Raw genomic sequence first — 13,463 nt, forward strand, 5'->3', positions numbered from 1 at the left:
CTCAGAAATACTCACCCCGCCGGGCCTTGGGCGGGTCTTTGGGTGGGGTGCTTTTGAACAAGGCGGCGTGCGCTTCGGTGGCGAACTGTTGGAGACCGGCTTGAATGGCTTGGCGCATCGCAGCAGCGTCGTTGGCCGCCCAAGCGCTGAGTTTGGCGCTGGGAGCGACGAAGTGCAGGGGCAGATGACAGGTTTGCGGCTGCGCAGTCCGAGCAACGGGGAAGCAACGGGCCTCGGCGTCGATCACCAAGCTCAGCGGGCGATTACCCCAGCCCGGCCCTTGAAGACGCACTGACGTGATGCTGAGCTGCACTAACGTGTCGGGGGCGTCCTTGGCAGTCACCAGCGATACGCCCTTGGGCAAGGGTTCGGCTTGGATGTGGCGCAGCAGCTCTCGGCGCAAAGGCACGGACACTGCGTTGCGACGCACAGCGGCGATCACTTGCTCCTCATGCGCCACCAAGGTGGCATCGGCAGGAGCCAATGCCCAACCCACAGGAACACCCACCACCGCCACAACACCGCATGGCAAAGCCGTGCTCACCCACGTCAAGGCCCAATAAGCGGAATAAGCCGTGGCATAGGCCGCTTGGGACAAAGCCCAAGCCCCTGTCGCGCCCATACAGCCCTTGAAACTGCCGGTATAGGCCGTTTTCGCACCATCCCAACGCCCTTGGCTGTAGCCCTCCAGCGTCAGCATGGGTGGCTCGCTGTCTGCCACCACCGCCACCCGGCCTAAAGCCGTGCGCTGAGTCTCATTGAGCTCACGAGGAGGCGGAGCATCCGACTTTTTGGGGGCCGAGCCACATCCGGCCAACCCCGCCAAGCCGAGCGTCATCGCCAAAGCGCCATATCGAATCGTTGTGTTCACGAGCTATCCCGCTTGAAGCCTTCCTTCGAGCAAGGATACTGGAGCCATGAACACATCCCTGCGCTTTTCGCTGGTTCTTGCCAGCTTGCTACCCGCCACTGCCATGGCAGCCCCTCCGGCCCCCTTACCCACCGTGATGCAGGTGGACTTGGGTCGCTATGCCGGAGATTGGTATGAAGTGGCCAAACTGCCGAATCGTTTTCAAGCCATGTGTGCCGCTGACACCTTGGCGCGCTACCGCTTGGATGGCGACAAGGTGCGGGTCGAGAACCGCTGTCGCAACAAAGACGGCCACCTCGAAACCGCCCAAGGCAGCGCCAAAGTGGTCGATGGCAGCGGCAATGCCAAGTTGCGCGTGAGCTTTTTCTGGCCCTTCTACGGCGACTACTGGGTGTTGGCTTTCGATGACGCTGCGCCCGATTACCGCTGGGTGCTGGTGGGCGAGCCCGAGCGGCGCTATGCATGGGTGCTGTCACGCAGCGCCCAACTGGATGCAACCACACTCGATCATGTCCTTGCCAAAGCCGCTACGCTGGGCTTTGATCGCAACGCCTTCCAAGTCACCCCGCAGCTCAAACCCCTGGATGCGCCGACACCGTGAACCAGCCCGTTGTTACACCCCAGCGACCCGCTTTGCGACTGCTCCAACAACTGCGCCAACGCTTGGCGCTCTACCTTGATCTGATCCGTTGGAATCGCCCTGCGGGCTGGCTGCTGCTGCTGTGGCCAACCTTGATGGCGCTGTGGCTGGGTGCCGGCGGCTTTCCAGGCTGGCACCTGCTGATCGTCTTCACGCTTGGCACGATTTTGATGCGCAGCGCGGGCTGCTGCATCAACGACGTGGCCGACCGCGACTTCGACCGCCACGTCCAGCGCACAGCGCAGCGCCCGATCACCAGCGGCCGGCTCAGCGTCAAAGAAGCCTTGGCGGTGGGCGCGGTGCTGGCTTTGGTGGCCTTTGCGCTGGTGCTGACCACCGACATGCTGACGATCAGCCTGTCTTTTGCTGCCTTGGCCATCACGCTGATCTACCCCTACGCCAAGCGCTTCGTCTCGATGCCGCAAGCGGTGTTGGGCTTAGCGTTCAGCATCGGCATCCCCATGGCCTATGCCGCCACACGCCACCAGATCCCCGGTGAAGCATGGTTGTGGATGCTTGGCAACTGGGCGTGGGTGCTGGCCTACGACACCGAGTACGCCATGGTGGACCGCGATGATGACCTCAAGATCGGCATCAAGACCTCTGCCATCACGCTGGGGCGGTGGGACGTGGCGGGCGTGATGGGCTTTTACGCCCTGTGCTTGGGCACATGGTCTGCTTTGGCTCAGCACGCCGGCCTGCACCCGATTTTTTGGTGGGGTATCGCTGCGGCTTTGGCACAGGTGTTGTGGCATTTCACCTTGATCCGAACCCGCAGCCGTGAAGGCTGCTTTCGCGCCTTCCGCGCCAATCACTGGATCGGGCTGGCGGTGTTCGCTGGCCTAGTTACCGCACTGGAATGGTCATGAATAAGATCCTCACCCAGCAAACGCTTTTAGAGCAAATGCACATCACCGAGTTTGATGTGCTTCACCGTAAAGAGTTCATCGCTTTTGGGGCCGAGGATGTGGCCGACTTGGTGCGCCTCAAACCCGTCATGGACGCCCAAATCGACGCCGTGGTCGAGGCGTTCTACCGCCACCAAACCCAGATTCCCGAAGTGGCTCTGCTGATTGGGGACGCCGATACGTTGCAGCGCCTTAAAGCTGCACAGCGGCGCTACATCCTTGATCTCTTCAGCGGTGTCTACGATTTGGAGTACGTCAACCACCGCCTACGCGTCGGGCTGGTGCATAAACGTCTGGGCGTCGGGCCGATGATGTATCTGGCGGCCACCCATGAGCTGAAATCGCAACTCAAGCAAGCCCTTCAAGCGCATGTATCGGACCCAAGCTGGGTCGAAGCGGGCGTGATGGCCCTCGATAAGCTGCTGCTGTTCGACATCACCCTGATTTTCGAGACCTATATCCGCAGTCTGGTGATCGAGATCGAATCAGCCCGCAAAAAGTCAGAGCATTACGCCCAAAGCCTAGAGCACATCGTGCTTGAGCGCACCCGCCAGCTGGAGGAGATCTCGCGGACCGACCCACTCACAGGTTTATTCAGCCGGCGCTACTTGGTCTCAGACCTCATGACTGAACTGCGCCGGGCCGTGCGCCGGCGTGAAACCGTGAGCCTGATCTATTTTGATGTGGATGATTTCAAGCTCATCAACGATCAGTTCGGTCATGCGCGCGGCGACGAGGTGCTTAAAAAATCGGGGCCATTCTCTTGCGTATCACGCGCGCCGAAGACCATTGTTTTCGCATCGGTGGCGACGAGTTCTGCGTGATCCTGCCCGCTTGTCCGGAAGAAGAGGTTCAGAGCCGCTTTTGTGTGCGCTTGCTGGAGGAGTTATCGCGCGACTTGCCCGGCGTTAAGCTGAGCGCTGGCGTCGTCACCGCCATGCCCGATGACGACGTGGACGCCGAGAAACTCATCGCCCGCGCCGATACCCATATGTATCAGGTCAAGAAGCGCACGAAGGCCGCCCGCCAAGAAGCCGCCGCGCCAGCTGCACCGCTGCCATGAGGCTGTCGGGCTCAGCGCGGCCGGTGCCGGCCAAGTCGAAGGCAGTGCCGTGGTCCGGGCTGGTGCGCACGAAGGGCAAACCCAGCGTCACGTTGACGCCTTGATCCAAGCCCAAATACTTCACCGGGATCAAGCCGTGATCGTGGGTCATGGCGATCACCAGATCGAAGGCCCCTTGGCGGGCGCGCATGAACACGGTGTCGGGTGCATAGGGGCCGCTGGCGTCGATGCCCTCGGCCTGCGCGGCGCGGATGGCCGGCCCAATGATGCGGATCTCTTCGTCGCCAAACAAACCGCCTTCACCCGCGTGCGGATTCAAACCCGCCACAGCAATGCGCGGCTTGGGCTGGCCCCAAAGGATGGCACTTTGGTGGGCGATACGGAGGGTGGACAAAACGGCGTCAAACGTGATCGCTTCGATGGCCTGACGCAGGGAGCAATGCACCGTGACGAGCACGGTTTTGAGCTCGTCGTTGGCCAGCATCATGCGCACATCAGCGGCTTGACCGCCAGGCGTGTGCCGACCGCTCTCAAACGCCAGCATTTCGGTGTGACCCGGAAAGGACTCGCCCGCCGCGAAGAGCGCTTCTTTGTGGATCGGGGCGGTGATGATGCCGCTGGCCGCACCCGTCATGGTCCACGCCACCGCTTGGCGGATGCAGGCCGCCGCCAGCCGCCCGGCTCGGGCGTCGATCTGCCCCCAAGGCAAGCTGGCCAGCTCCGCTTGACCCTCCACCGGCTCAGGCAGCGCCAGCACCGGCAAGCAGCCGGGTGGCACGTCGCACAAGTCGGCGGGGTGCGCAATCACGGCGATGGGCAGCTCAGGCACATCCTCTCTGGTGCGCAGCACACGGGCCGCGCGCCGCAGCACCGCCGGGTCACCCACCACACACACACCCGCCAAAGACCCACGCTGGAAGGCTTTGAGGATGATTTCAGGGCCAATGCCCAAGGCGTCGCCTTGGGTCAAGAGGAAAGGAACAGCAGTCATACGAGCGGTCATGCGATCAGTGATCTGCAAAGTTTAGTGGAGCGCCCCAAGGGAGCCGATGCAGGACGATTGATACACTCGCCGGTATGACATGGCTTGATGACATTGCTTGGACCGCTGAGGGCTTGGTGCCTGTGATTGCACAGGAGGCCAGCAGCGGCGACGTCTTGATGTTTGCGTGGATGAACCGCGAGGCTTTGGCGCTAACGGCCGCCAAGGGCGAAGCGGTGTATTGGAGCCGCTCGCGCGCCCGGCTTTGGCACAAGGGTGAAGAATCCGGCCACGTGCAAAAGGTGCTGGAGATCCGCATCGATTGCGATGAGGACGTGATCCTGCTCAAGATTGAGCAGCTCGGCCACACACCCGGCATCGCTTGCCACACCGGCCGCCACGCCTGCTTCTACCGCACGCTGCGCAACGGCGTCTGGGAAACCACCGAGCCGGTGCTCAAAGATCCCCAAAGCATCTACAAAAGCATCGACGCAGCATGACCACCCCCATCCCTGCCCTCATCTCTACGTTCCCTAGCGACGACACGCTAGCCCGCTTGGCCGCTGTGATTGAGTCGCGCAAAGGCGCGGACCCGAGCAGCAGCTACGTGGCGCGCTTGTTCCACAAAGGCACCGATACCATCTTGAAGAAGGTGGGCGAAGAAGCCACCGAAGTGGTGATCGCCGCCAAGGATGGTGCCGCTGACAAAATCGTCTACGAAGTGGCCGACCTCTGGTTCCACTCGATGATCGCCTTGGCGCAATTTGGCCTAGGGCCCGCCGACGTGCTCGCTGAACTGCGCCGCCGTGAGGGTCTTTCCGGTCTGGAAGAATTCGCCGCCCGCACCAACCCATCCAAGTCATGAGCCACGATCCGAACTGCCTGTTTTGCAAGATCGCCGCCGGTCAAATCCCGGCCAAGAAAGTCTTTGAGAATGACGAATTCCTCGCCTTTCACGACATCCACCCAGCCGCACCTGTGCATCTACTCTTGATCCCGAAGCGCCATCTGGCCAGCTTGGCCGAGGCCGGTACGGACGATGCCGCCATGCTCGGTCGCATGCTGGCTTTGGCCCCGCAACTGGCGCGCGACAACGGTGCGACCAACGGCTTTAAGACCTTGATCAACACCGGCCACGACGGCGGGCAAGAAATTGCTCACCTGCATTTGCACATCATGGGCGGCCCACGCCCTTGGAAGCACGGCTGAGTTTTTTCTGACCTTTGCCGCTGTTTCAGCTCTCTCAGATCTTCCCGTTTGATTGCCAAGGAGTCCGTCATGGGCCTGTCCACCACTCACCTGATCATTATTCTGGTCATCATCGTGCTGCTCTTCGGCACCAAGAAACTCAAAAACATCGGCTCCGACTTTGGTTCAGCCGTGAAGGGTTTCAAAGACGGCATGAAAGATGGCACTCCGACCGACAAGGCGGCGGCTGATGCCACCGCCCCCGCAGCAGCCACGTCAACCGCAGCCACCGCTGCACCGGCCCAAGTGACCGGCGGCGACAAGCGCAACGACCCGAACGTCATCGACGTCGAAGCGCGCCACAAATCCTGATTTTTTGAGCGGATACCCCCACCGTGCTCGACATCGGTTTTTCCAAGCTGTTCATCATCGGCGGCATCGCCTTGGTGGTGATCGGCCCTGAACGCCTGCCCAAGGTGGCCCGCATGGTCGGCACGATGCTGGGGCGGGCCCAACGCTACGTGGCTGAGGTCAAGTCCGAAGTCAGTCGCTCCATCGAACTCGATGAACTGAACAAGGCCCGCCAAGCCTTCGAAAGCGCCGCCCACGACGTCGAGCGCAGCGCCAAAGATCTGCATCAAGAGGTCGATCACGCGCTGTCCAGCATGGGACGCTCCGTCGATGACGACGAAGCGCAGTGGGATCTCCATCCCCAAGTCACCCCGGCCTACATCCGCACCAAAAAGAATTGGCGTCTCAAACGCGGTGCCACCCCCAATTGGTACAAGCACAAGGCGGGCGTGCGCACCCATGTGCAATCGGGTGCCGCGCGGGTGGCACGTTTTCGGCCTCGCCGCCCGGTTTGAAGGCCTAACGTATGAAGTCTCCCTCCCCCCACGACGAGTTGAATCACACCGAACAGCCCTTCGTCGCTCATCTGGTCGAGCTGCGTGATCGCTTGCTTTGGGCGCTCTACGGCGTGGGTGCGGTGTTTGGCCTGCTGTGCCTCTATCCCGGGCCTTCCGGGCTTTACGATCTACTGGCCCATCCGTTGGTCTCGGCCTTGCCGCAGGGCTCAAAGATGATCGCCGTGGGCGTCGTCTCACCCTTTCTCATCCCGATCAAGGTCACCGCGCTGGCCGCTTTGATGGCCGCCTTGCCTTGGGTGCTGCACCAAGTTTGGGGCTTTGTCGCCCCGGGCCTCTACAAGCACGAAAAACGCTTGGTACTGCCCTTGGTGGTGACCAGCACATTGCTGTTTTACACGGGAGTGGCGTTTTGCTACTTCTTCGTCTTCGGCCAAGCCTTCCCCGCCATCCAAGCCATGGCACCGCAATCAGTGACCGTGAGCCCCGATATCGAGGCTTATCTTGACTTCGTCATCACGATGTTTTTGGCCTTTGGCGTGGCCTTTGAAGTGCCGGTGGCGGTGATCATCTTGGCCCGACTGGGCTTGGTCACGATTGAGCAGCTGCGCAGCTTCCGCCGCTACTTCTGGGTCGCTGCCGCTGCGGTTGCCGGCATGGTCACGCCGCCCGATGCGGTCTCGATGGTCTCCTTGCTGGTGCCCATGGGCATGCTCTACGAAATCGGCATTTTGGCAGCCGGTTTCTTCATCAAACACACCCAAGCACCGCCCAATCCTACGGCGTCGTAGGCCTCGGGCGCTGGGCCACCAGCACACGCAGATCAAGGGCGGCGTCACCGCGTTGAACAGAAATAAGCGCGGTGCTCTTGGGCTTGAGGGCCGCCACCGTGTCGAGCAGTTGCGCCGTGCTTTGCACCGCCTTACCGGCCACCTTGATCACCACATCGCCGGGGCGCATGCCCGCTTTGCTGGCTGGGCCGCCTTGCAAGATCCCAGTGATGAGCACGCCATCATCAACATTGAGGTGTAAGGAGCGCGCCATATCGGGGGAAATGTCGCTGGGCTGCACGCCGATCCAGCCGCGTGTCACCACCCCATCACGGATCAAGCCATCCATGACTTGGCGGGCGGTCGAGGCGGGGATCGCAAAACCAATGCCCAAGCTCCCCCCCGTGCGGGAGTAGATCGCCGTGTTGATGCCCAGCAAATGCCCATTCACATCCACCAAAGCCCCGCCCGAATTGCCGGGATTGATGGCGGCGTCGGTCTGGATGAAGTTCTCGAAGGTATTGAGCCCCAAGCCGCTGCGACCAATAGCGCTGACGATGCCGGAGGTGACGGTCTGACCAACGTTGAAAGGGTTACCAATCGCCAGCACCGCATCCCCCACTTGCAAGGACTCAACCTGACCAAAAGTGATGGCAGGCAGGCCATCGACGTTGATCTTGAGGACCGCCAGATCGCTATCGGGGTCGGTGCCGATGACACGCGCGCTGACGTGTCGCCGATCCCCCAGCACCACCTCGATGTCATCGGCACCTTCGATGACGTGATTGTTGGTAATCAGGTAGCCGTTGCTGGAGACGATCACCGCCGAGCCCGTGCCCTCGCCGCTGGGCTCTTCGTCATCGAGAAAAGGCCGAGTCGCCAGTTCGGCCGCCTTGGAGCGGGTCTGGCTGGACACCACGCTCACCACGGCGGGTGAGGCACGCTTTGCTGCGTGGGCCAGACTGTTGAGGGCCGGGGCGGCGGTGGCCGAACCACCACTCGACCCTCCCGACACCTCGGTGATGGCGACCACCCCGGCACCGGGCGGGCCCATCCAATCGGACTTGAAGGTAGCGATCACAAACAGCACCGCAACCGCGACAGTGACCGCCTGAGAGAAAATCAACCAGAGTCTTTGCATGGAGACAGACGACATGACCCATCGGATTGAACTTGAAAACCACCTCACCAACCTGCTGGAGGCGAGTCGTTGGGCGGATTATGGGCCGAACGGCTTGCAAGTCGAAGGCCGACCCGAGGTCCGACGCCTGATCTGTGGGGTCACCGCCAGCCTCGCCATGATCGAAGCAGCCATCGAACAAAAGGCCGATGCTCTGCTGGTGCATCACGGATTGTTTTGGCGCGGCCAAGATGGTCGGGTGACCGGCTGGATGAAAAAGCGCTTGGCCGCACTGCTGCGCCACGACATCAATCTCTACGCCTATCACCTGCCGCTCGACGCCCATCCGAGCCTGGGCAATAACGCCCAGCTCGGCCTCAAGCTTGGTTTGAAGAGCGATGGCCGCTTCGGCGACAAGGATCTCGGCTGGCTCGGTCAGCCCGAAAAAGCGCTATTGCTCGATGAACTGCAAAGCCGCATCACCCTCGCCTTGGGCCGCACACCGTTGGTGATTCGGGGTGATGCGCGGCCGATTCGCCGTCTGGGCTGGTGTACCGGGGGTGCCCAAGGGCATTTTGAAGCCGCCATCAACGCTGGCGCAGATGCTTACCTCACGGGTGAGATTTCTGAGCCGCAAACCCATCTGGCGCGTGAAACCGGCGTGGCCTTTTTGGCCTGCGGCCATCACGCCACCGAACGCTACGGCGTGCAAGCCTTGGGCCAGCATCTGGCCACCACATTGGGCCTAGACGTGCAATTCATCGACATCGACAACCCCGTTTAGGGTCGAACCAGCCGGGCTGAAAGCAGGTGGTAATTGGCTGAACGCCAGTCGTTGGTGACGCCACAAAAAGTCACGCTTTGGTGATACCCGGTGCCATAAAGCGTACTGCTCCAATACGTCGATGGCTGGCGCATGATCGGCTGCGAAGCTCCTCCGGCAGCCGGCGTCCAGCTCTGCCCGGTGTTCACTGGGGGCGAGCAATCGATGGCAAGAACCGGGATTGGGGCGTGAACGATGCTTGCTTGCAAGGCACTGAGTTCCGAGGCGTTCGGCAGACGCCAATCTTTGGCCCCACACCAGCCCTGGACATTGGTTTGGCTGATGTAGGCTTGGACGTCCTGCGCGCGACCATCGCCGACCATCGAATAGGTCGGGGTGCTGCCTGCGGCGTAGACCGGGTTGGCCCACGTCAAGCCGGTTTGCAAGTCATCCACACAACCCTGATCCGCTTGGCCCACCGCTTGAAAACGCCAAGGCAAAAAAGGCGTATTGATCACCGGCGAAGGTACGCACGCCCAACCCACCACGGCAGCAGTCAAGCCCCAAAGCGCCAGTGATCTCACGACAACTCCTTCGCCAGCTCTGCCGCCCCCGCGCCAAAAGCATAGGCATCCATGGCCAACACACCCGCATCCACACTGGCGTGCAGCCGCTGACCGACGATCTCGCTGCCCCCCGCCCCTCCAGCGCTTCCAGCACCGGCGGCGATGTAGAACGGCAACCAATGCTCATCGGTCGGATGTTGCAAGGCCGCATCCGGCGCACGGCGGCGGTAATCAAGCAGCGCGGGCCAGTCACGCTCTTGGACACGGGCCGCGATCCAGTCTTGCCACGCGCGAACATCGGGTGCCACGGGCTCTTGGCTCGCATCACGGCCCCAAGGGTAGCGGCCGAGATGGTGGGTGGCGGCACCGCTACCGATGATCAGCACCCCCTGTTCAGCCAGCGGGGCCAAGGCGGCACCCAAGGCCGGGCTGCGACTCGGCACCAGCGCCAGCGGCACCACCGGCACCTCAGCCTCCGGCCACATGCGCCGCAAGACCGTCCACAGGCCGTGATCCAAGCCCGAAGTCTCGGTCACCCAACCGCCCAAGCCCGCTGCTTTGATCAGCTCGGCGGCCTCTTGGGCCACCAAGGGCTCGCCCGGTGCGTCGTAGCGCAACTGATACAGCTCGGCCGGAAAACCGCCAAAGTCATGGACGGCGCTGTGCCGGGCAGCCCCCAAAACCAGGGGCTGACGCGCCGGGCTGTGGGGCGAACACATCAACACAGCGCGCGGTCGGCCCCAGAGTCGTTCGATAGCCGGGCCAAGTCGGTCCAAAAAGAAGGCCGCTGGCGTGGTTTCCAGGGCAATCATGGGCGAGCCATGCGAGATGAACAGGCTCGGCAAACTGGGGGGATAAGCAGAGGTACGCATAACGTTGATTCAACCATGTTCTCGGGCATGATGGCTCGGATATGCGAGCTTCTACCTCTTTCCTGAACCTTTGGGCTCAAGCCTTGCGCCAACTGCGGCGCGATCTACGCGCTGGCGAATTGCGCCTGCTCCTGCTGGCCTTGACCTTGGCCGTGGCCGCCTTGAGTGCCGTGAGCTTCTTCGCCGACCGCCTGCAAGCGGGCCTGAGCCGCGACGCCGGCACCTTGCTCGGCGGAGACTTGGTCATCGTCAGCGATCAACCCATTCCGGCCGCTTGGGTCCAAGCGGCCACGGCAGCGGGGCTGCGCCACACGCGCATGAGCACCTTCCCGAGCATGGCGCGGGCCCCTGACGCCCAAGGCGGCAACGCTCGGCTGGTCGCGCTCAAAGCCGTCGCCCCCGGCTACCCCTTGCGCGGCAGCTTGGGCATCGCCACAACGGCCACGGCAAGCACAGCACCCACGCTAAGCACCGTCCAACACGGCCCTGATCGCGGCACGGTCTGGGTGGAAGCCGGGCTGTTGCAAACGCTCGACTTGAAGATCGGTGACACGCTGGAGCTGGGATCAAGCCGGCTGCGCATCGCAGCCATCCTGAGCGATGAGCCCGACCGGGGCGCAGGTTTTCTCAGCTTTGCCCCGCGCGTCATGATGGCCGAGGCCGACTTGGCCGCCACCGACTTGGTCCAGCCCGCGAGCCGCATCAGCTGGCGTTTGGCGGTGATTGGTGACAGCGCCCAAGCCGACAAGGTGGCGCGTTTCCGCCAAGACCTCGAAGCCACCATCAAAGCCCAAGGCTTGCGCGGCGTGCGTATCGACAGCCTCGAATCGGGTCGGCCGGAGATGCAACAAACCCTCGACCGGGCGCGCTTGTTTCTGCACTTGGTGGCGGTGCTCTCGGCGCTGCTCGCTTCGGTGGCGGTGGCGATTGCCGCGCGCAGCTTTGCCCAGCGCCACTTGGACAGCTGCGCCTTGCTGCGCGTCTTGGGCCAGCCGCAACGCCAAATCGCTTGGACCTATGCGCTGGAGTTCTTTACCGTCGGTTTGCTGGGCAGCTTGGCTGGCGTGCTGATCGGCTTGGGGCTGCAACAGGTGTTTGTCGAACTGCTCGGGCGGCTGATGCTCAAGGATCTGCCCGCCCCGGGCTTCGGTGCGGCGGGTCTTGGCTTGGGCGTGGGCATGACACTGCTGCTGGCTTTTGGCCTGCCGCCCATCCTGCAACTGGCTCAAGTGCCACCGCTGCGGGTACTGCGCCGTGATCTGGGTGAACCACGCGCCGCCTCATGGCTGGTGTTGCTGGCGGGGCTCGGTGGCTTGGCGGCGCTGATCCTGATCGCCTCCAACGATGCGCTGTTGGGCGCCGTCTCGGTGGGCGGTTTTGCACTGGCTTGGGGCCTGTTTGCGCTCGCCGCCCGGGGCTTGGTCGCGGCCTTGCGCCGCTGGGTGCCAGAAGTCGGTGCGCCGACGTGGCTGCGCCTCACCGCCCGTCAGCTCAGCGCCCGCCCGGCTTTGGTGGTTCTGCAAGTCAGCAGCTTGGCGCTGGGCCTGACCGCGCTGGGCCTGTTGGTGCTGCTGCGCACCGACTTGATCAGCAGCTGGCGCGCCGCCACGCCGGTGAACGCGCCGGATCGCTTTGTCATCAACATCCTGCCCGAACAAGCCGAGGCCTTTCGCAGCACTTTGCATGCTGCTGGCGTTCAAGGCGAAGACTGGGCCCCAATGATCCGGGGGCGTCTCATCGCCTTGAACGGCAAGGACGTGCGCCCGGAAGATTTCCCCGGCGAGCAAGCCCGGCGGCTGGTGGAGCGCGAATTCAACCTCAGCCACAGCCAGGATCTGCCCAGCCATAACCAAGTCAGCGCCGGCCAATGGGTGGCCGAAGAAGCGGATGCCATCTCGGTCGAAACCGGCTTGGCCAAGACCTTGGGGCTGAAGCTGGGTGATCGGCTGCGCTTTGATGTCGGTGGGCAGGTGATCGAGGCACGCATCACCAGCCTGCGCAAGCTCGACTGGAGCTCGATGCGGGTCAACTTCTTCGTCATGTTCCCGCGCCGCAACTTACCCGAGTTGCCCGCCACCTGGATCGCGGCCTACCGCACACCAGCCACAACAGCCACAACAGCCACAACAGCGGCATCAGCTGGTTCGGCTGGTTCGGCTGGTTCGGCATCGGGCCCGAGCTTGGATGTGCGTTTGCTGCGCGCCTTTCCCAACCTGACCAGCGTCGATGTGTCGGCACAGATCAGCCAAGTGCAAGGCATCGTCGAACAGGTGATTTTGGCGGTTGAAGTGCTATTTCTCTTCACCCTGCTGGCCGGCTTGGTGGTGGTGCTGGCCACGCTCTCGGCCACCCGCCAAGCGCGTACCCGCGAGATGGCCTTGATGCGCGCCTTGGGCGCACGCTCGGGCTTGCTGCGCCAGATTCAGCGCACCGAACTGCTCAGCTTGGGGGCCTTGGCGGGGGGATTGGCGATGCTGACGGCCACCGCTTTAAGCGCCGTGCTGGCCCGTCAAGTGCTGGGGTTTGACTGGTTACCCCGGCCTTGGTTGCCGCTGGCGGGCAGCTTGGGCGGTGCGTTGCTGGCCTTGGGCGCGGGCTGGCTGAGCTTGCGCGAGGTGCTGCGTCAACCCGTGGCCGAGACGCTGCGCCACGCGAACCGAGAATGATCTTTGTCAAGGAAGCTGCTTTCATTGGGCCGCCACCGTGACACATGACACATGGAGTGCGTATGCTCAAGGCCATTACAACTGCCAAAAGTCGCATCTATGTCGTTCATCATGTCCTCCAAAACCACCTCGGCCCGTGCCCTGAGCGCCATCGCTGTGGGGGCACTCTTCAGCCTCGTTGCCACCTC

General features: G+C 62.7%; 14 protein-coding genes and 3 pseudogenes. 12 read left to right on the plus strand and 5 right to left on the minus strand.

Features of this window, described 5'->3' with window-relative positions; translation table 11 throughout:
- Nucleotide 1 precedes the first annotated feature (1 nt).
- Nucleotides 2-871, minus strand: coding sequence for a hypothetical protein (locus AC3VI7_RS05485; protein WP_489669376.1), 870 nt, complete (start codon nt 869-871; stop codon nt 2-4).
- Nucleotides 872-917: 46 nt separating this feature from the next.
- On the opposite strand from AC3VI7_RS05485, the gene AC3VI7_RS05490 reads away from it, so the two are divergent.
- The 3 genes and pseudogenes from AC3VI7_RS05490 to AC3VI7_RS05500 all read left to right on the plus strand — a co-directional run bounded on the left by AC3VI7_RS05490 (nt 918) and on the right by AC3VI7_RS05500 (nt 3,482).
- Nucleotides 918-1,472 carry a lipocalin family protein gene (locus AC3VI7_RS05490; RefSeq protein WP_489669375.1) on the plus strand — a complete coding sequence of 185 codons (555 nt, stop codon included), beginning with the start codon at nt 918-920 and terminating at the stop codon, nt 1,470-1,472.
- Nucleotides 1,473-1,510: 38 nt separating this feature from the next.
- Entirely contained in the window at nt 1,511-2,380 is an 870-nt protein-coding gene (gene ubiA / locus AC3VI7_RS05495; protein ID WP_489669381.1) for a 4-hydroxybenzoate octaprenyltransferase, read from the plus strand.
- A 35-nt stretch (nt 2,381-2,415) separates the two neighbouring features.
- Nucleotides 2,416-3,482 (plus strand): annotated as a pseudogene (locus AC3VI7_RS05500) (GGDEF domain-containing protein).
- Here the strand turns inward: AC3VI7_RS05500 and pdxA are convergent.
- A complete protein-coding gene (pdxA, locus tag AC3VI7_RS05505; RefSeq protein WP_489669374.1) occupies nt 3,421-4,473 on the minus strand; it encodes a 4-hydroxythreonine-4-phosphate dehydrogenase PdxA in 1,053 nt (350 codons plus the stop codon). The pseudogene AC3VI7_RS05500 and the gene pdxA overlap by 62 nt on opposite strands.
- 86 nt (nt 4,474-4,559) lie before the next feature.
- Here pdxA and hisI point away from each other — a divergent pair, with 86 nt between their 5' ends.
- The 7 genes and pseudogenes from hisI (at nt 4,560) to tatC (ending at nt 7,309) form a co-directional block, all read left to right on the plus strand.
- Nucleotides 4,560-4,964, plus strand: a complete 405-nt coding sequence (gene hisI / locus AC3VI7_RS05510) for a phosphoribosyl-AMP cyclohydrolase (protein ID WP_489669373.1) — start codon at nt 4,560-4,562, stop codon at nt 4,962-4,964.
- The gene (locus tag AC3VI7_RS05515; RefSeq protein WP_489669372.1) at nt 4,961-5,329 is read left to right on the plus strand and encodes a phosphoribosyl-ATP diphosphatase; all 369 of its coding nucleotides are present in this window, start codon (nt 4,961-4,963) and stop codon (nt 5,327-5,329) included. Before hisI ends, AC3VI7_RS05515 begins: the two co-directional genes overlap by 4 nt.
- Nucleotides 5,326-5,673 (plus strand): histidine triad nucleotide-binding protein, encoded by a 348-nt coding sequence (locus AC3VI7_RS05520; protein WP_489669371.1) that lies wholly within the window; start codon nt 5,326-5,328, stop codon nt 5,671-5,673. The genes AC3VI7_RS05515 and AC3VI7_RS05520 overlap by 4 nt, the downstream gene beginning before the upstream one ends.
- Before the next feature lie 69 nt (nt 5,674-5,742).
- Nucleotides 5,743-6,024 (plus strand): Sec-independent protein translocase subunit TatA, encoded by a 282-nt coding sequence (gene tatA / locus AC3VI7_RS05525; RefSeq protein ID WP_489669370.1) that lies wholly within the window; start codon nt 5,743-5,745, stop codon nt 6,022-6,024.
- 23 nt (nt 6,025-6,047) lie between these two features.
- Nucleotides 6,048-6,272: pseudogene (tatB, locus tag AC3VI7_RS05530) on the plus strand (Sec-independent protein translocase protein TatB); the annotation flags it as partial.
- Nucleotides 6,273-6,368: 96 nt separating this feature from the next.
- Nucleotides 6,369-6,518: pseudogene (gene tatB / locus AC3VI7_RS05535) on the plus strand (Sec-independent protein translocase protein TatB); the annotation flags it as partial.
- Between the two features lie 11 nt (nt 6,519-6,529).
- Nucleotides 6,530-7,309: a twin-arginine translocase subunit TatC gene (gene tatC / locus AC3VI7_RS05540; RefSeq protein ID WP_489669369.1), complete on the plus strand. Its 780-nt coding sequence runs from the start codon at nt 6,530-6,532 to the stop codon at nt 7,307-7,309.
- Here tatC and AC3VI7_RS05545 read toward each other — a convergent pair.
- Nucleotides 7,296-8,429 (minus strand): S1C family serine protease, encoded by a 1,134-nt coding sequence (locus AC3VI7_RS05545; protein ID WP_489669380.1) that lies wholly within the window; start codon nt 8,427-8,429, stop codon nt 7,296-7,298. The genes tatC and AC3VI7_RS05545 overlap by 14 nt on opposite strands.
- A gap of 13 nt (nt 8,430-8,442) precedes the next feature.
- Here AC3VI7_RS05545 and AC3VI7_RS05550 point away from each other — a divergent pair, with 13 nt between their 5' ends.
- Nucleotides 8,443-9,192, plus strand: a complete 750-nt coding sequence (locus AC3VI7_RS05550) for a Nif3-like dinuclear metal center hexameric protein (protein ID WP_489669368.1) — start codon at nt 8,443-8,445, stop codon at nt 9,190-9,192.
- Here AC3VI7_RS05550 and AC3VI7_RS05555 read toward each other — a convergent pair.
- Both AC3VI7_RS05555 and AC3VI7_RS05560 read right to left on the minus strand, forming a co-directional pair.
- Nucleotides 9,189-9,755 carry an Lcl domain-containing protein gene (locus tag AC3VI7_RS05555; protein ID WP_489669367.1) on the minus strand — a complete coding sequence of 189 codons (567 nt, stop codon included), beginning with the start codon at nt 9,753-9,755 and terminating at the stop codon, nt 9,189-9,191. The two genes, AC3VI7_RS05550 and AC3VI7_RS05555, sit on opposite strands and share 4 nt — an antisense overlap.
- A complete protein-coding gene (locus tag AC3VI7_RS05560; protein WP_489671071.1) occupies nt 9,752-10,609 on the minus strand; it encodes a DODA-type extradiol aromatic ring-opening family dioxygenase in 858 nt (285 codons plus the stop codon). Before AC3VI7_RS05560 ends, AC3VI7_RS05555 begins: the two co-directional genes overlap by 4 nt.
- Before the next feature lie 41 nt (nt 10,610-10,650).
- Here AC3VI7_RS05560 and AC3VI7_RS05565 point away from each other — a divergent pair, with 41 nt between their 5' ends.
- Nucleotides 10,651-13,275 carry an ABC transporter permease gene (locus AC3VI7_RS05565; protein WP_489671417.1) on the plus strand — a complete coding sequence of 875 codons (2,625 nt, stop codon included), beginning with the start codon at nt 10,651-10,653 and terminating at the stop codon, nt 13,273-13,275.
- Nucleotides 13,276-13,463: the final 188 nt, after the last annotated feature.

It is taken from the genome of Leptothrix toolikensis (SeqCode) (genome assembly GCF_057922285.1).